Below are 17,883 nucleotides of genomic sequence, written 5' to 3'. Positions count from 1 at the left end.
ACTACACCAGGATCTTGTCGAGATACCGGTCGGGCGAGAACTCCTCGAGGTCTTCCGGGGACTCCCCTACTCCGAGGAACCGAACCGGGACGGAGAGTTCGCGCACGACGGAGACGACCGTACCGGCGCGCGCCGTGCTGTCGAACTTCGCGAGCACGAGGCCCGTGAGGTCGAGCGACGCCCCGAACTGTCGCGCCTGGTTCATCACGTTCTGTCCGGAGGTGGCGTCGACGACCAACAGCCGCTCGTACGGCGCGCCCTCCACCTGTCGGCCGAGCACTCGATCGATCTTGACCAGTTCGCGCATCAGATCGTCCTGCGTATGAAGCCGGCCGGCCGTGTCGACGAGCACCCAGGCGGCATCCCGCGCGCGCGCCGCCACCAATGCGTCGAACGCCACGGAGGCCGGGTCCGCTCCGGGCGTGCCCCCGACGAAATCGGTCTGCAGCCGCTCCGCCCACGCCCGGAGCTGCTCCTGCGCCCCCGCGCGGAACGTGTCCGCCGCCGCGAGCAGCACGCGGTCCCCTCCGGCCTGCAGGCGGGCGGCAAGCTTCGCCGCGGTCGTCGTCTTCCCCACGCCGTTCACGCCCACGAGCAGGAGGACGCCCGGTCCGGCGCCGCGCGGAGGCGGGTCGCCGGGCGATCCGCCGGGGGGCTGAGCGGCGGGAGGCTCGGCAGTGGCCAGCGCCTCGGCGAGCCGGGCCCTCAGCGTAGCGCGCAGATCGTCTTCCGTCGCGATGGCGCCGCGGCTCGCCGCCCGCTCGAGCGCCTCGACGAGTTCGAGCGTGATGTCGACCCCGAAATCCGCCTCAAGCAGGACTTCCTCCAGGCGCTCGATGGCGGCGCCGTCGAGCCCCCCGTCGACGAGCGTGTTCACATCCGTGAGGGCGAAGTCGACGATCCGCCGCCACAGGCCGCGTTTCGGGCGGCGGAGCGTTCCCGTCACCGGAGTCCGATCCGGTGCCGCCACACCCACTCCCCGCACAGGAGCAGAACGGCGAGGAAGAACGGCCACACGGGCCGGGGCGACCGGACTTCGGCCGGCGGCCGGGGAGAGGGCTGCGCTTCGATCGCCAGCGGTTCGGACGGGGGCCCGGGGAGAAACTCGCGTGGATCGGGTTCGACGTCGACGGGCCGGCGGAGTTCGACGGATCCCTCGGGGCCGGTCGCCGTCACCAGAGCCTCGTAGCGACCCAGCGGGAGAGCGGGACCCACGACCTCGGCCGGAGGATCCGCCACGGATTCGTTCCACACTTCCGCGCCCGTCTCATCGAGCAGCCGGATCGTGAGGTCGGAAGACCCGGGGCGGATGCGCCACACCGGCGGCTCGCCCGGCGCCGGCATCCTCGCGAGCGAGGCGAGCCGGGGCGTGGCGTCCTCGACGAGCCAGCCGACGATGCCGCTGAACACGCCCTCGTACACCCTGCGCGGCTCGTCCCCCCGCAGCGACCAGCGCCACCAGTCGGAAGCCGCGGAGAGCGCCCACCTGCGCGTCCCATCTTCACCCGCCGTGAGGAGCGGCCTTCCCTCGCCGCGCCGGTTCCGGCTCGCGTTGATCACCGACCATCTCCCGGCGGGCTCCACGGCATAGAGTTCGCGGACGGGGGGCAGGAGATCCAGGTCGGCCTCGGCGAGGAGCGCCGCCGAGGGGCTCGCCGGCACCGGCCCGGCGGGGTACCACTCCCCGGGCAGGGGACCCGTCACGCGCGCTCCCACTCCCGGCACGTCACCCGGCCCGCCCGCGAAGAAGAGCGTCCGCGCGTGCGCCCTCAGCGCGCCGGCCAGCCACGGCGGGAGATCCTCCGGCGCGGCCTGGACGGCGAGCAGCCGGGCGCCCCGTACCGCTTCCCGTACCCGGGACGCCTCGACGATGCGGGGCCCGGCGCCCATCTCGAGAAAGCGGTCATCGGCGAGGCGCAGATAGCCGCGCGCGCCTCCCAGCACGAGCCGGTCGAGGGCGGGCACGAGGAAACGCGCCTCCCAGTCGGGAGTCAGCGACACGAGCACGGCCCCGGCGGAGGCTTCCGAGACCTCGATCCAGGCGCCTGCCCGGTCGGAGACGCCGAAGGGATCCGGCGGATCGGTGAGCACGGCTTCGTAGCGTCGCCAAGCGGGCCGGGCGCCTTCGTCCCGCGGCACGAAGGCGATCTGAGCGCGGCCCGTCCGCCCGGGAGCGGGACGGGGCGCCCGCATGGTCGTGACGATCGTACCCTCGCGCTCGAGCTGGAAGCTCACGCTGTCGGGCAACTCGCTCCCGCCGCCGGATCCGCCTCCCGAGCCCCCACCGGAGCCCCCGCCGGCATGAAACTCCAGCGTGGCGCGGACGGTATCGCCCGCCCGGGTCCGCTCCGGCGCCCGCAGCGCCGCGAGCGCCACGCGGGGCTCGACGGCGGCGACGCGGAGTTCACGCACCCCGAGCCCCAGACCCTGAGCCGTCTCATGGGCGGCATCGCGATCCGCCAGCTCGCCGTCGGTGAGCACCCAGACGCTGTCGGCTCCGCCCAGGCGCGCGGCCTGCAGGGCCGGTTCGAGCCGGCTCGCGTCGTGCCCCGCGCCGAGCGTGTCCAGCGAATCGAGTCGGGCGGGGACGGGGCGGTCTCCAAACAGGTAGACCCGATCAGGAGCGAGTTCGGGAAGCAGAGCCAGAGCCGAGTCGAGTCGCGTCGATCCCCCGGCATCTCCGGCGCGAACCGGGAGCGTCATGCTGCGCGAGACGTCAAGCAGCACCACGCGTTCGGGCACGCCGACGCCGCTGTCGCGCAGCGCGGGCAGCGCGAGGGCGCCCAGAATCAGGAAGACGGCCGCCGCCCGGACGGCGGCGGGCCCCGCGCGCCCCGCGACACGCTCCTCGCGCGTGCCGTAGGCCCAGCCGGCGAGTGCGACCGCGCCCAGCGCGACGAGGACCCAGAGGCCGGGGTTCAATCCTGTGTGCGGCGAGGGCGCTGGGTGGGATGGATAGGCATCGGAAGGCTTCGCAACCGCGCCAGCGCGGCACGCCGAACCGCCGCGAACGATTCCCGCAGCTCAGCGGGGACCGGCTCGGCGCTCGGCAACTGCAGACGGGCCGGGTTCACCTGCGCGCCGTTCCGCAGGAATTCGTAGTGGAGATGAGGCGCGGTGGCGAGACCGGTGGCGCCCACATACCCGATGACCTGCCCCTGTTCCACCTGAGTCCCGGCCGCGACCCCGCGCGCGACGTTGGCGAGGTGCGCGTATCGGGTGCGGATATTGTTCGCGTGACGAATCTCGACGGCGTTCCCGTAGCTGCTCCACCACCCCGCCCGGGTCACGCGCCCCGCTCCCGTCGCGCGCACGGGCGTGCCCCTCGCCGCCCCGTAGTCGACGCCGAGATGCGGTCGGGTGCGCCGGAGCACCGGGTGGAACCGCCGGAGGTTGAAGCCGCTCGTCACGCGGGCGATGTCCAGGGGCGCGAGCAGAAACTGGCCCCGGAGGGCTTCGCCCGCGTCGTCGTAGTACTCCACGCGCTCGGCCGCGGCGTGCTCGAATCGCACGCCCGTGAGGACCCGCCGGTCGTTCCGGAAATCCACCGCGAGCACCCTGGCGTCGCGCACGGATCCATCCGGCCGCACTTCGCGCTCGATGAGAAGCCGGTATGCGTCATTTCGCCGCAGATCCCGCCAGAAATCGATCTGCCACGCGAAGACCTGCGCGATCCGGTACGCCACATCGAAGCGATCCCCGTCGCCGAGCGCCTCCACGTCGCCCGACAACTCGGCGTCGAACAGGTTCGACTGGATGAGACCCGCCAGGAGGAGCGTGTCTCGTACCACCTGTACCGAATCCAGTCGCGCCGACCACAACGGCCCGGCTTCGTCGCCGGACCACAGATGGAGGATGCGGTCGGGGTCCAGGTCGACACGGATGCGCGCCGGAGATTCACCGGGTCTGCGCACGAAGTGAATCGCGACGCCCGGCCGCAGCCGGCGTGGATTCTCGAATTCGCCCATCGCTTCCGCGATGGCGTGCGTCGCGGCGGGATTCAGACCATGGTCCTCGAACACATCCCCCAGCGTCTCGCCCCGCTGAAGACGATGCACGAGGGTGATGGGCGCAGGCGGCGTCGGCACTTCGACGACCTTGACGTCCTCCGTCCGCCCGGCCCGCGGGCCGAATGCGCCCCAACCGAGGGTCAGAACCCCCGCGAGGGCGAATGCAACTGCAGTAGCGAGTCTTGTTCTCAAGCGCGCTCAGTCCATCTGTCGCCGTATGAAGGTCGGGATCTCGAGATCCTCGAACTCGACGCGGGCGTCGGTCCACGAGTCGCGGCCCGGCACTCCGGGCTCCACGTCGGGCGTCGCTTCTTCGGCCGCCGTCTCCGGCGCCGCCGGTTCCGCTTCGTACCCCGCCCCGTCGCGCAGCGATCCATCCGAGGACGGCTGCTCAAGCGCAGGTTCCGGCGCAGCTTCCGACTCAGCTTCCGGAGCCGATGCCACCGCGGCTTCGATCGCGGTCTCCGGCGGCGGCTCGAACGCGGGCTCCGCCGTCGGCTCCTCCGCCGCGAGCGCCTCGAACGCGATGTCCGCCCGCTTCACCTCGGGGGCCTCGACGGGTTCGGGCTCCGGTTGCGCGGGCGTCGCCGAGCGATCATCGACCACGCGCGGGCCCGCGTACCTCGATCCGATGACCGGGGCCGTGCGAGGCGGGGACGGCGGCCTACCCGCAGAGATCACCCTCTCCGCCACCGGTGCCGGCTCGTCCTCCTCCACGTCCTCGAAGCCCGTCGCGATCACCGTCACGCGGAGCTTGCCCTCGAGCTGAGGATCATGCACGACTCCGAAGATCATCTCGCCCTCGTCGCCCGCAGCCTCCTGGATGATCGAGTTGACCGTCGTGACCTCGTCGATCGTCAGGTCCGGGCCGCCGCTGATGTTGATGAGGACGCCCGTGGCGCCGTTGATGGATACGTTGTCGAGCAGGGGCGAGCAAATGGCCTCCTGCGCCGCCTCCACGGCCCGATCCTCGCCCGTTGCGCTTCCGGTTCCCATGAGGGCGGCCCCGCGGTTCGACATGACCGTGCGAACGTCCGCGAAGTCCACGTTCACCTCGCCGGTTACGGAGATCAGGTCGGAGATTCCCTGGGTCGCCTGGAGGAGTACTTCGTCCGCTTTTTTCAGCGCCTGGCGGAAGGTCATCTCTTTTCCTACGACCGCGAGCAGACGCTCATTCGGCACGACGATCATCGTGTCCACCGCGCGCCGAAGCTCCCGCAGCCCGATCTCGGCGTACCGCATCCTCTTCTTGCCCTCGAAGTGGAAGGGGCGGGTCACGATCGCGATGCAGAGCGACCCCATTTCCCGTGCCATGCCGCCGATGATCGGGGCCGCCCCCGTGCCGGTACCTCCGCCCATCCCCGCCGTGACGAAGACGAGATCCGCGCCCTCGATCGACGATCGTATCTCTTCGGCACTCTCGGACATCGCCTGCCGTCCGATCTCGGGACGGGCGCCGGCCCCCAGGCCTCGCGTGAGTTCCTTCCCGATCTGGACTCTGAGGTGGGCGCCCGATTCCTTCAACGCCTGGGCGTCGGTGTTGACCGCGATGAACTCCACGCCGTCGAGTTCCTCGTCGATCATGCGGTTGACCGCGTTGCCGCCGGCGCCACCCACGCCGACGACCTTCATTTTCGCGTTACGCACGCCGTTTTCGTCGAATGCGAAGACCATGTGTCCCCTTCCTCCCGTCAGAAAAACTCCCGTAGCCACCCGCCGACTCTTGTGAAGGCGCGGGTCGCTCCCACCAACCCTCCGGCCGAAGCCCGCGACGCACCGTACAGTACCAGCCCCACGGCAGTGCTGTACGATGGACGCGCGACACTCTCCGCCATGCCCGTGAGGCCGAGTGAAGGAATCCCGGTGCGAACGGGCAGGTTGAAGACCGATCGCGCCAGATCTTCCATGTGCGCGAGCGAGACACCGCCGCCGCTCAGCACGATCCCCGCCTCGAGTCCGCGCAGTGTTCCGCTCGCCTCCAGTTCCTCGTATACCAGTCCCAGGACCTCGTCCAGCCGTTGCTCGATAATGTGCAGCAGCAACTCGCGCGACACACGTCGAGCGCGTCCGTGGCGAGCCCCGGAGATGTCGAGCAGTTCCTGCGAATCGGCCGCTTCACGCAGCGCTCCGCCGTGTCGCTCCTTGAGTTGCGCGGCCTCGTCTTCCTGAACGCCGAGGCCCCGTGCGACATCCCGCGTCACGATCGATCCGCCCCACGGCAGCGTCGCCGCGTGCCGGATGCAGTGTCCCCGGTACACGAGGACATCGGTCGTCGCCCCCCCGATCTCGACCAACGCCACGCCGGCCTCGCGCTCGGCATCCTCGAGCACGGCGAGCGCCGTGGCCAGCGGAGCCATGACCAGCTCGTCCGGCCGGTATCCCGCGCGGTCGACCACCTTCGAGAGGTCGTGGCAGACCGCCACGTCCGCCGTCACGATGCAGAGGTCCGCCTCGAGACGGTCTCCGGCCATGACCACGGGGTCGCGGATGCGGTCACGATGGTCGACGGTGTACCGCTGGGACAGGGCGTGTATCAATTCGTGGCCCGGCGGGATCGGGACGGCCCGGCCCACTTCCTGCACGCGCTTGACGTGGGCGGGCGTGACCTCCGAGCCGGAGACCTGAAGTACGCCCTTCGATCGGGATGTCCGGACGCTTCCGCTCGGCACGCTCACGTAGGCGGCTTCGACTTCGCGACCGGCTGTGGCTTCCGCCTGTCTGACGGCTGTGCGAACGGCCCGGGTCGCGGCCTCGAGATTCCCGATGTTCGGGCCGTTCATGCCATCGGAGCGCGTGACGCCAAGGCCCAGAATGTCGAGCGGGTCGGTGGGTTTGCGGCCGGGATGCACGGCGGCGACGACCGCACAGGTTTTGGTCGATCCCACATCCACCCCGACAATGCCCGCCCCCTGAATCATCGCTCCTCCACGCGCGTCAGTACAACTTGGCCCCCGAAACGCGCGTCTGCACGTGCGACGCGTCGATCCTCGATCTGGCCGAGCGCGATCGATACCCGGTCGAGGGCGCGCAGGGGCCGATCGCGCGGCAGAAGAACGACCTCCGCACCAGCGCCGGAGAGGAGCAGGAAACGGTATCCGCCCTCCGCCGCGGGCCCGACTTCGGAGACGAGAGACATGAAGTCGCTCCGCGTGCGATCCATGCGCGCCAGCGCGGAGATGAGTTCTCGCGTTTCCGGGTCCGTCACGAAACCGCTCTCCATCTCGACCGGGCCCTGGACGATCGGCAGGTCGAGCGACGCGTAAGCGGGTTCGAGCGGCAACACGTAGCCATCCCCGCTCACGGGACGCAGTTCGGGCGTCGCCACGAGCGCGACCGCACGCCGCTCTACGACGGCGATTTCGAGGGTATGGAAACCCTCTCGCCGGGCCGTGGCCTCGCGAACCATGGGATGGACCCGGACGCGCGCTTCCCATGTCGCGGGATCATCCCACACGGACGCGTCCGGAGCGACGGCGGCAAGTCCCGTGATCTCGTCGGGCGAAATGTGCTCGGTCCCGATCACGCGGACTTCCGAGATGTGAAATGCGGGCAGCGTCGCGAGCAGCCGCGGCAGCCAGATGGGGACGGAAAGGCCGATCGAGGCGACCATCAGGCCCAGGAGGAGCCTGCGGCGTCCGCGGCGCGTGATGCGCCCCGAGCGGGGCACCCTGCGCTCCTCGCGTTCGGGAGGCGACGGCGCGGCGAGGTCATCGGGCTCCCACAGGGGGGCGATCATGCGGCCCCCACCCGGGCGAGTTGCGGGGGATCGAACCCCCACAGATGGATCTCCGGCTCCAGCGCCACGCGGAGACGCGCCAGAGCGCGGCGGCGGGTTTCCGCCATGAGTTCGATCACATCGGCGGCGCGCGCGGCGCCGAGATTGACGACGAAATTCGCGTGCCGTTCGTGGATCTGCGCGCCCCCGACCCGGGCCCCTCGCATTCCCACGCGGTCGACGATCTTCCAGGCGGGAGGCTGCGGCGGATCCGGGTTCTTCCACGTCGATCCGACCGAGGGCAGGTCGTACACCTGGTCCCGGACCTTTCGCTCGCGGAAACTCAGGTGCGCCTCGCGGACGGCCTCGGCCTCGGCCGGCGTCGCTTCGAGGCGCGCGCGCACGAACACCCAGTCCGCCGGCACGCTCACGTGGCGGTACGCGGGCCGCGCCTCCTCGGGCCGAACCCGGACGAGTTCGCCCTCCGGCGTCACGGCCTCCGCCCACTCGACCCGGTCCCAGAGCCCCTCGTCTCGCGATCCGGCGTTCATCCGCAGGCCTCCACCGAGGGTGCCGGGGACGGCCTCCAGGAAGTGAAATCCGGACCGTCCGTTGCGGCGTGCGGCCTGGGCAAGGGCGGGCAGACGGGCGCCGGCCCCGGCTTCGATGGTCGTCGCTTCGACCCGGACAGCCCCGAAATCGCCCTCGAGGACGAGGACGGGCTCCGGCACCCCGCCGTCCCCGATGAGGAGGTTCGCGCCGGTCCCCAGCACGCGGCAGCCGCGGCCCGACGTCTCGCGCAGCGCGGCGTCCAGTTCCGCGATCGACCGTGGCCGCGCGAGCCGGGCCGCCGGCCCGCCGATCCGGTAGCGAACCAGGGGCGCGAGCGGGACATCACGTTCCCACCGCATCGCCCGCCCGCCGCTGGACCGCCGCGTGCGCGAGGTCGGTGACATCGCCGGCGCCCATGAAGACGAGCACCGACTCTCCGGCGCCGACCTCCGGCGGAACGAGACCCACCGCGTCCTTCCGGTCGATCAGCGCCGCGGTCGTGCCGGCCCCGCCGGTGATCGACTCCGAGGTCACGCCCGGGAGCGGCGCTTCGCGCGCGGGGTAGATGGGAAGCACGCGCGCTTCGTCCGCGGTCTTCAGGGCGCGGGCGAACGCGTCCGCAAAGTCGCGCGTCCGGGTGAACAGATGCGGCTGAAAGACGACCGTCAGCCGGGCGTCGGGATACGCTTCCCGCAGGGCGCTGAGCGACGCGGCGACCTCGGTCGGATGGTGCGCGTAGTCGTCGAAGACCGTGAGATCCGGCCACGCCGCGATCATCTCGAGTCGGCGCGCCACGCCGCGAAACTCGCGGAGTCCGCGCGCCGCCGCCCGCGGATCGCCGCCGAGCCGCACCGTGGCGAGGAAGGCCGCGGCGGCGTTGAGCTGGTTGTGGCGCCCCGGCACGCGGAGCGTGACGTCGGTCGTTCCGTCCGGCCAGGAGAGGCGCAGCGTGCGCGGGCCCGCTTGTTCGAGCCTGCACCAGGCGCCGTCCTCGAAACCGTACCCGAACCCCTGCCCCGAGCCGGAAAATCCGGACGCCTCCGCGAGTCCGCGGGCGCCCTCGTCGTCGTGGCAGTAAATGAGCCCTTCGGCGCGCCGGGTCCGCCCGGCGAACTCGGCGAACGCGGAGCGCAGACGCTCCCAGTTTCCGTAGGTGTCGAGGTGTTCGGGTTCGAGCGAGCTGATCACGGCAAGCGTGGGATGCAGTTCGAGGAACGACCGGTCGAATTCATCGGCTTCCACGATGGCGGGGCCGTCGCCCAGCCGTGTGTACCCCTTCCACGCATCGACCCGTCCGCCGACGAGGACGAGGGGATCGAGCCCGGCCGCGGCCGCCGCGTGCCCGGTCATCGCCGTGATCGTCGTCTTCCCGTGTGTACCGGCAATCCCGACCATCGCCTGCCCGTTGAGGAGGGCGCCGAGCGCCCGGGCCCTGCGCATCACCGGTATGCCGGCGACTTCCGCTCCGACAACCTCCGGCTGGTCGGCCGGCACGGCCGAACTTCGGACCAGCAGATCGGTCCCTGACACGTGCGACGGGGCGTGCTCCCGCTCGACCCGGATCTCGTGCTCGGCGAGGTCGCCGAGGGCGTCCGCGGGGGCGCGGTCGCACCCGCTCACGACGTAGCCGGCGCGGTCGAGGAGGAGGGCGAGTCCGCGCATGCCCGCGCCGCCGATCCCCATCAGGTGGACGTGCGCCCCGGGCGCCGGGAGATCCACGGTCCCCGCGGGATGGGGCGCCCCCACCGTTGCCCCGGTCATGCCGCGCGCCGATCGAGGAGCGTGAGCATCTCGCGGGCAATGTCGAGGGCCGCGTCCGGCCGGCCACGGCTCGCGGCGGCCACCGACATGCGGGCCAGGCGCCCGTCGTCGGTGAGGATATCGCGACAGAGCGACCACAACTCGCCGGGCTCGAGCCGCCCCCCCTCCTCGCGAACCTCCGCGGCCCCCGCCTCCACCAGCGCCCGCGCGTTCGTCAACTGGTGTCCCCCGGCCGAAGTCGGGAGCGGCACGAGCACGGCCGGCCGGCCCGCGGCGCACAGCTCGGCCAGCGACATCGCGCCCGACCGGCACAGCGCCAGCGTCGCGCCATCCAGCTGCCGGCCCAGGTCATCGATGTAGGGCACGACGCGCACGCGGTCCGCGAAGGGAAGCTCCGACGTGCGCGCGGAGAGTTCGGCCGCGTGCGCCGGTCCGGCGATCCACACGACCGAGACGCCGTCCGGCCACGCCGACGCATCCCGCGCCGCCCATTCCAGGTCCCGCAGAAAGGCGCGGTTGAGGCCGAGCGCACCCTGGCTCCCGCCGAACACGAGAAGGTTGCGGCCCCGCGGCCAATCGAAGCGGGCGGGAGCCGAGCCGGCTGGGCCGCCGGGGTCGGCCGCCCCGTCCATCTCGGGCGCGACGGGATTCCCCAGCGCGAACAGGCGCGTACGGCCCCCGACCCGGAGTCGGGCCTCGGCCTCGGGGTATCCGAGGTGGATCTGATCGACGCTCGGCGCGAACAGGCGCGTCACGAGCCCGGGAGCCGCGTTCTGTTCCTGAATCGCCGCGGGGACGTTGCGCAAACGGGCTCCCGCGAGCGCGGGCCCCGCCACGTATCCCCCCGTGCCCACGACGAGCCCCGGATCGAAATCCCGGAAGGCGCGCCGCACGCCGGCGAGGACGGCCGGAGCCGAGGCGAACAGACGCCAGTTTCGCCATGCCCGCTGCCGGTACAGCGGTTGCAGCGGCAGGAGCCGGAACTCGTACCCCGCGTCAGGCAGCACGCGAGCCTCCAACCCCCGCCGTCCGCCCAGGAACACGCACTCGACTTCCGGGGCCAGCCGGCCGAAGGCCGCGGCCAGATTCAGGGCGGGATACAGGTGGCCGCCCGTGCCGCCTCCCGCGAGCAGAATGCGCGGCGACGCCATGCGTCAGCACCTCCGCCGCGAAGCGACGTTGACCAGGACACCCGTGACGCCGAGCGCGATGACGAGCCCCGTGCCGCCGGAACTGACGAAGGGGAGGCTCACCCCGGTCGTGGGCAGCAGCCCCATCGTGATTCCGATGTGCCCGAACGCTCCGATGGCGACGATCGCCGTAAGCCCGGTCGCAATCAGCCGGCCGAACAGGTCCGGGGCGGATTTCGCGATCCGAAGTCCGAGATGCGTCCACACGAGGAAGAGGACGAGCATCGTGACCGCCCCCACGAACCCCCATTCCTCCGCGATAATCGGATAGATGAAGTCGTTCTGCGCTTCCGGCAGGTAGTGGAGCTTCTGCATGCTCTCGCCGTAGCCCGCGCCCAGGATCCCGCCGGAACCGATCGCGATCTGCGCCTGCTGCAACTGGTAGCCCGCGCCGGACGTGTCCGCCTCCGGATTGAGAAACGCGAGGATCCGCGTGAGCTGGTAGCTGTTCGAGCGCACGAGCCACGCCAACCCGGCGCCGATGGGCAGCGCGAGGAGGAGGAAATGCCGGATGCGCATCCCGGCGGCGAAGAGCACGGTCGCCGCCAGCGCGGCCGTGATCAGGGTCGCCGAGAGGTGCGGCTCCGCAGCGATGAGGACGAGCAGGGGGCCCAGGACGAGGAGGAACGGGAGCACGCCGCTCGAGAAGCTGCCGAAGGCCCGCTGCTTGCGAACGGCGAGCGCGGCGGTCCAGAAGACGACCGCCACCTTGGCCAGTTCGGACGGCTGGAAGGTCGCGGGCCCGAGCATCAGCCAGCGCCGCGACCCGTTCCGCGCGGGGGCGATCTCCGTCGTGAAGGGAAGGATCATGACGACAAGAAGGACCGCAACCACCCCGAGGATCGGCCACGCGAACCGCCGGTACGTGCGATAGTCGATGAAGGCGGCCACGATCAGCGCCACGAGACCGACGGCGGCACGGGCCAGTTGGCTCATGAGGACGTGGTTCCCCGGCAGTCCGCTCTGCTGCGCCGCGAACGAACTCGCGGAATAGACGGAGAGGAGCCCGAACACGACGAGGACGAGCGTGATCCCGATGAGCGTATTCCGCACCCACGCCGGCGAACCGCCGAATTCCTGAACGCGGGGGAGTTCCCGGGAGATGGCGTGGTCCGTCATGTCGCCCGCTCCGGGGCCGGGCCGTCGTGCGATTCGCGGCCGTCGTACGATTCGCGGACGCACTGTTCGAAGGTCCGGCCCCGCTTCCGGTAATCCGGGAACATGTCGTAGCTGGAGCAGGCCGGAGAGAAGAGGACGACATCGCCGGGATGGGCGGCCTCGCGAGCGAGACGCACGAGCTGCGGAAATCCGCGGGCGACCTCGACCGGCGCCACGTCGCCCAGTTCCCGGACGATCTGCGGCGCCGCTTCGCCGAACGCGATCAGGGCCCGCGCGTTCTTGCCCAGGGCGGGCGCGAGCGACCCGTAGGACTCGCCCTTGTGCCGGCCTCCGAGGAGCGCCACGAGCGGCCGGTCGAACGCGTTGAGCGCGACGCGGGTCGCGGACACGTTCGTTCCCTTGGAATCGTTGATCCACAGGACGCCCTCGAACTCGCCCACCCTCTGGAGGCGGTGCGGGAGTCCCTGGAAGGAGGCGAGGCCGGCTCCGATCGCCGCGGACTCGCAGCCGGCGAGCGCGGCTCCAAGACCCGCCAGCAGCGCGTTCATGACATTGTGGACCCCGACGAGCTGCAGCTCGGGCGCCGCGATCCACGGCTGCGGCGCCCCCCCGGTTTCGAGACGCTGGACCAGTTTCCCGGCTTCGTCCAGCCACGCTCCCGGTTCCCCGTGCGGCTCGATCGAAGCGATGTAGCGGCGCCCGGGGGCCGGTTCCGCCATGGCGAGCACATCGTCGTCATCCCCGTTCAGAACCCAGCGGCTGTCCTCATCGGCGTTCGCGAACAGACGCGCCTTGTCCTCGTAGTAGCGCTCGAGACTCGAATACCAGTCGAGGTGGTCCGCGGCGAGGTTCACGAGCAGGCCGACCTCGGGCCGGAACGCCCGGAGGTCGGCAAGCTGGAAGGAACTCAACTCGACCACGAGCCAGTCCGGCTGCCGCTTCATCAGCGGGATTTCGGAGAGCGGGCGGCCGATGTTCCCCGCAGTGAGCGCGTCTACGCCGGCCTGCTGCAGAAGGTGCCCACAGAGCGCGGTCGTCGTCGTCTTGCCGTTCGTGCCCGTGATGCCGATGACCCGCGAGCGGAGGTGGCGATAGGCGACCTCGATTTCGGCCACCGTGGGCACCCCCGCGTCCGCCACCGTCCGCCGGATTTCGGCCGTCGGCGAGATTCCCGGACTGGTCACGACGAGGTCGGCGTTCAGGATGCGCTCCACGTCGTGCCGTCCCACCTCCGCGTCGATGCCCTCGGCGGCGAGGGCTTCCACGGCTTCGCGCTGCCGGGGACCCTCGAACGCATCGCTCGCATACACGTCCGCTCCGAGCGCGTGCAGGAGCCGCGCCGCGGCCGTCCCGGACACTCCGAGCCCGAGGACGGCGACGGGCTCGCCGGGCCCGAAGAGCGGAGGAAGACGGTCGTCGGCCATCAGCGGATCTTGAGCGTCGCCAGACCGACGAGCGCGCAGATGACGCCGACGATGTAGAAACGCGTGACGACGCGCGTCTCGGGCCAGCCGAGCTTCTCGAAGTGGTGGTGGAGCGGGGCCATGCGCAGGAGGCGGCGGCCCTCGCCCCACCGACGGCGGCTGAACTTGAACCAGCCGGTCTGGAGGATCACGGACAACCCCTCGAGGACGAACACGCCCCCGACGATGACGAGGAGGAACTCCGACTTCAGGAGCACGGCGACGGAGCCGATCGCGCCTCCCAGCGCCAGCGACCCGGTGTCGCCCATGATGACCTCTGCCGGATGGGCGTTGAACCAGAGGAAGCCGATCGCCGCCCCCGCCAGCGCGGCGCAGAACACCGACAGTTCCCCGGCCCCGTCCAGGTACAGGACACCGAGATAGGCCGAGGTGTCCACGCGGCCGATCGCGTACGCGAAGGCGCCGAAGGTGAGGGCGGCGATCGCGGCGAGGCCCGTGGCCAGCCCGTCGAGGCCATCCGTCAGGTTCACGGTGTTCGCGCTTCCCGCCACGACGATGGCCACGAACAGCGGGAAGATCGCCGGAGCGAGGACGACGGTCAGATCCTTGAAGAACGGGAGCATCGTCTGAGTCGCCCCGTACGAGGACAGGGGCTGCCAGAGGAGGAACCCGCCGAGCGCCAGACCCAGCACGAACTGCCAGATGAGCTTGTACCGCGCGATCAGGCCGCGCGAGTGCCGCCGCACGATCTTCAGATAGTCGTCCATGAAGCCGATCGCGCCCATCCAGGCAGTGACGACGAGGACGACCCACACGTACGTGTTGTCCAGGCGTGCCCAGAGAAGGGTGGGCAGGAGACAGGCGGTGAGGATGATGATGCCGCCCATGGTCGGGGTCCCCGCCTTCACGAGGTGCGTGGCCGGCCCCTCGGCCCGCACGATCTGGCCGATGCCGTGCTTCCTGAGTCTTCGGATCACCCCCGGGCCGATGATGAATGCGGTGAGGAGGGCCGTCACCATGGCGCCGGCCGCGCGGAACGAGATGTACTGGAACACGTTGAACAGGATGTGCTGGTCCGCGAGCGGGAACAGGAAGTGGTAGAGCATCAGGCGCCCCCTCCGAAACGGGCTTCCAGTTCGTCGATGACGCGCTCGAGCCGGACGCCGCGCGAGCCCTTCACGAGCACGACCTCATCGCCTTCCAGGGCGTCCGCGAACGGTCGCACCGCCGCTGCGGGATCCTCCGCCCGGATCAGGGCATGACCGGGCACGCCATCGAAGGGCGCGTCGCAGAAAAGGCCAGTGGCGGCGATGAGGTCGAACCCCGCCGCCCGCATCTCATCGCCGATCTCCCGGTGCGCCTTCGCCTCCCGGGAGCCGAGTTCGAGCATCGAGCCCGCGAACACGGCGCGCCGGCGTCCCGGCAGCAGATCGCGGGTCTGGGCGATCGCCGCGCGAAACGAATCCGGGTTGGCGTTGTAGCAGTCTGCCAGCACCGTCAGGCGCCCGATGCGCCGCAGCGCGCCGCGCAGGCCGAGCGGTTCGTAGTCCGACAGTCCGCGGGCCGCCGCGCCGGCCGGCGCGCCCAGCGATTCCGCCAGCGCCGCCGCGATCAGCGCGTCTCGCAGGTGATGCTCGCCGCCCACATCCAGCGCGAAGCGAGTTCCGCCGCGGCGGAACTCGATCCGATCCGCTTCGACCGTGTACGCCTCGGGCGCGAAGCCGGCCCGGGGTCCGAAGCCCGCCACGATCGCGTCGGGCCGGTGGGCCCGGGCGGCCTCCGCGAGGATGGCCGGCTCCTCTCCCACCACGAGCACGCCGCGGCCCGAGGCGCCGCGCGCCAACTCCATCTTTTCCCGCAGCACCCCCTCCACATCCCCGAAACACTCGAGGTGCGCGGCGCCGACCGTCGTGATGACGACGTGATCGGGCCGGGCGATCTCCGCCAACCGGGCGATCTCCCCGGGCTCGCTCGCTCCCACCTCCAGGACCCAGGCGTCCGCGTCGGGAGGCGCGCGCAGGATCGTGAGCGGGAGCCCGACCTGGCTGTTGTAGTTCCCTTCGGTGCGGTACACGCGGCGGGATTCCGAGAGGGCGCAGGCGATCATCTCCTTCACGGTCGTCTTGCCCGAGCTGCCGGTGATCGCCACGACCGCGGCGCCGGATTCGCGCCGGGCCCGGGCCGCGAGGTCGCCGAGCGCCTTCAGAGGGTCGGCGACGGCGAAGTACTCCATCCCCAGCGCGGGATCTTCGCGCCCGGCGCGAACGATCACCCCCGGCGCGCCCCGGGCCGCCGCCTGGGGGAGGAAATCGGCGGCATCGTGCCGTGCCCCCGCGAGCGCCACGAACAACTCGCCGGGCCTCAGCGTCCTCGAGTCGCACGACACGCCGGCGTACGCCCGCTCTCCCATGCCGGTGCTTCCCGGGCTGTCGCCGTCCAGGCGGAGCGCGGCCCGAATCCAGCCCGAGCGCAGCGCCGGAGCCTGCGTGGCCGCCGTCACGCGGTCCCTCCGGGGAGGTCGGACGCGCCGGGAGATACCGGGAGGAGATCCTCCACGATCCGCCGCTCGTCGAAAGGCAGGCGCTCTCCGCCGATGATCTGGTAGGTCTCGTGTCCCTTGCCGAGGAGCGCGACCGCGTCGGCCGGGCCGGCCTCGGCGAGTCCCCGCGCGATCGCCTCTCGTCGGTCCACGACGATCTCGTAGCTGTCCGGCGGGAGCCCGGCGACCATCTGACGGCAGATCTCCGATGGATCTTCCGACCGGGGATTGTCGCTCGTGACGATCGCGACATCCGCCAGGCGGGCCAGGATGCTCCCCATCTGCGGCCGCTTGCCAGGGTCCCGGTCGCCGCCGCAGCCGAGGAGGGCGATGACCCGGCCCGGCACGATCTCCCGCAACGAGGAGAGCGCCCGCTCGCACGAATCCGGGTTGTGCGCGAAATCGCGGACGACCAGGACCGGCTCTCGCGAGAGCACCTCCATGCGTCCGGGCACCGCAGGCGCCGCGGACAGTCGCGCGGCGATCCGTTCGAGCGACATGCCGAAGCCCCGGGCGATGGCGGCGGCCGCGAGTGCGTTCCGCACGTTGAATTCGGCGGGAAGCGGAAGCGCCACGGCGGCCGCCTCGCCCGGCGCTCGCAGCATGAAGCGCGCCCCTCCCGCGTAGAGGTCGAGTCGATCCGGCCACAGGTCGGCCGTCGACTCGAAGCCGTAGCGGAGCGTTGTGGCGTTCTGCGGCGCGATCTCCTTCCAGGCCGGCTCATCGTCGTTCACCGCGCAGACGCCGCCCGGCGCCAGCAACTCGAGCAGGCGCAGCTTGGCCTTCCGATACGCCTCGAGATCCGGATGGTATTCCAGGTGCTCGCGACTGAAACTCGTGAACCCCACGGCGTCGAACGAGAAACCGTCCGCCCGGCGCTGGTCGAGCGCGTGCGACGAGACCTCGAGGACCGCCGCCTCGGCGCCGCTCGCCCGCGCGGCGGCGAGTTCGATGGCCAGGTCGATCGGATCGGGCGTCGTCAGCCCGGGCGCTCCGACCGTACCGTCGACGGATACGGTGCCCAGCGTGCCCAATGCCGCGGCGGGCCCCGCATCCTCCAGGATCCAGCGCGTGAGCCAGCAGGTCGTCGACTTCCCGTTGGTGCCCGTGATGCCGACGAGGCGGAGCGCTTCGCCCGGGTCGCCCGCAAAGAGTGCGGCGAGATGAGATACGGCCGCCCGAGCGTCGCGGACGGCCAATTGCGGGAGGTCAACATCGGTGACGCGCTCGACGACGGCGGCGGCGGCCCCGGCACGCCCGGCGGCTTCGACGAACGCGTGGCCGTCGACCCGCGTCCCCGGAATCGCGCAGAAGAGGTCGCCGGCGCCGATCAGGCGGGAGTCCGAACGCAACGCGGGGAACTCCTCGGGAGGAGCCCCACTCCACCGTGGATCGAGGCCCGCTTCGTCAAGCCTGCGCTCCACCTGTCCGTTCGTCGTTTTCTGCTGCGGCAAAGTCCGACACATCGGGCTCGGATCCATGATCGACCGGTCGTTGACGGCGCGGGCGCGACGGTGTCCCGGTTGCCCGGAACCCCGGTCACCGCCACCCCACGACCTCACGGCCGCGCCCG

At 71.3% G+C, this 17,883-nt stretch carries 14 protein-coding genes; all 14 read right to left on the bottom strand.

The window, feature by feature from the left end; translation table 11 throughout:
* Position 1: 1 nt before the first annotated feature.
* From ftsY to ACOGXI_RS16990, 14 genes are read right to left on the bottom strand one after another with little or no spacing between them, the layout of a single operon-like run.
* Entirely contained in the window at positions 2-946 is a 945-nt protein-coding gene (gene ftsY, locus ACOGXI_RS17055) for a signal recognition particle-docking protein FtsY (protein WP_419940002.1), read from the bottom strand.
* The gene (locus tag ACOGXI_RS17050; RefSeq protein WP_419940001.1) at positions 943-2,922 is read right to left on the bottom strand and encodes a hypothetical protein; all 1,980 of its coding nucleotides are present in this window, start codon (positions 2,920-2,922) and stop codon (positions 943-945) included. The genes ftsY and ACOGXI_RS17050 overlap by 4 nt, the downstream gene beginning before the upstream one ends.
* Positions 2,919-4,202, bottom strand: coding sequence for a M23 family metallopeptidase (locus ACOGXI_RS17045; protein WP_419940000.1), 1,284 nt, complete (start codon positions 4,200-4,202; stop codon positions 2,919-2,921). The genes ACOGXI_RS17050 and ACOGXI_RS17045 overlap by 4 nt, the downstream gene beginning before the upstream one ends.
* Positions 4,203-4,208: 6 nt before the next feature.
* Positions 4,209-5,684 carry a cell division protein FtsZ gene (gene ftsZ, locus ACOGXI_RS17040; protein ID WP_419939999.1) on the bottom strand — a complete coding sequence of 492 codons (1,476 nt, stop codon included), beginning with the start codon at positions 5,682-5,684 and terminating at the stop codon, positions 4,209-4,211.
* A 17-nt stretch (positions 5,685-5,701) separates the two neighbouring features.
* Positions 5,702-6,928, bottom strand: a complete 1,227-nt coding sequence (ftsA, locus tag ACOGXI_RS17035; protein ID WP_419939998.1) for a cell division protein FtsA — start codon at positions 6,926-6,928, stop codon at positions 5,702-5,704.
* Positions 6,925-7,746, bottom strand: coding sequence for a cell division protein FtsQ/DivIB (locus ACOGXI_RS17030; protein WP_419939997.1), 822 nt, complete (start codon positions 7,744-7,746; stop codon positions 6,925-6,927). The genes ftsA and ACOGXI_RS17030 overlap by 4 nt, the downstream gene beginning before the upstream one ends.
* Entirely contained in the window at positions 7,743-8,636 is an 894-nt protein-coding gene (locus ACOGXI_RS17025; protein WP_419939996.1) for an FAD-binding protein, read from the bottom strand. The genes ACOGXI_RS17030 and ACOGXI_RS17025 overlap by 4 nt, the downstream gene beginning before the upstream one ends.
* Positions 8,620-10,038 carry a UDP-N-acetylmuramate--L-alanine ligase gene (gene murC, locus ACOGXI_RS17020; protein ID WP_419939995.1) on the bottom strand — a complete coding sequence of 473 codons (1,419 nt, stop codon included), beginning with the start codon at positions 10,036-10,038 and terminating at the stop codon, positions 8,620-8,622. Before murC ends, ACOGXI_RS17025 begins: the two co-directional genes overlap by 17 nt.
* Positions 10,035-11,189: a UDP-N-acetylglucosamine--N-acetylmuramyl-(pentapeptide) pyrophosphoryl-undecaprenol N-acetylglucosamine transferase gene (locus tag ACOGXI_RS17015; protein WP_419939994.1), complete on the bottom strand. Its 1,155-nt coding sequence runs from the start codon at positions 11,187-11,189 to the stop codon at positions 10,035-10,037. Before ACOGXI_RS17015 ends, murC begins: the two co-directional genes overlap by 4 nt.
* A 3-nt stretch (positions 11,190-11,192) precedes the next feature.
* Positions 11,193-12,347: an FtsW/RodA/SpoVE family cell cycle protein gene (locus ACOGXI_RS17010; protein WP_419939993.1), complete on the bottom strand. Its 1,155-nt coding sequence runs from the start codon at positions 12,345-12,347 to the stop codon at positions 11,193-11,195.
* The gene (murD, locus tag ACOGXI_RS17005) at positions 12,344-13,771 is read right to left on the bottom strand and encodes a UDP-N-acetylmuramoyl-L-alanine--D-glutamate ligase (protein ID WP_419939992.1); all 1,428 of its coding nucleotides are present in this window, start codon (positions 13,769-13,771) and stop codon (positions 12,344-12,346) included. Before murD ends, ACOGXI_RS17010 begins: the two co-directional genes overlap by 4 nt.
* Positions 13,771-14,877, bottom strand: coding sequence for a phospho-N-acetylmuramoyl-pentapeptide-transferase (gene mraY / locus ACOGXI_RS17000; protein ID WP_419939991.1), 1,107 nt, complete (start codon positions 14,875-14,877; stop codon positions 13,771-13,773). The genes murD and mraY overlap by 1 nt, the downstream gene beginning before the upstream one ends.
* Positions 14,877-16,271 (bottom strand): UDP-N-acetylmuramoyl-tripeptide--D-alanyl-D-alanine ligase, encoded by a 1,395-nt coding sequence (locus ACOGXI_RS16995; RefSeq protein WP_419939990.1) that lies wholly within the window; start codon positions 16,269-16,271, stop codon positions 14,877-14,879. The genes mraY and ACOGXI_RS16995 overlap by 1 nt, the downstream gene beginning before the upstream one ends.
* Positions 16,268-17,776: a UDP-N-acetylmuramoyl-L-alanyl-D-glutamate--2,6-diaminopimelate ligase gene (locus ACOGXI_RS16990; protein ID WP_419939989.1), complete on the bottom strand. Its 1,509-nt coding sequence runs from the start codon at positions 17,774-17,776 to the stop codon at positions 16,268-16,270. Before ACOGXI_RS16990 ends, ACOGXI_RS16995 begins: the two co-directional genes overlap by 4 nt.
* Between the last annotated feature and the right edge of the window lie 107 nt (positions 17,777-17,883).

Source organism: Candidatus Palauibacter sp., assembly GCF_965208055.1.
Classification (GTDB): Bacteria; Gemmatimonadota; Gemmatimonadetes; order Palauibacterales; family Palauibacteraceae; genus Palauibacter.
Note: the sequence above shows the minus strand (reverse complement) of the source record. Positions and strands in the feature narration are given on the sequence as shown.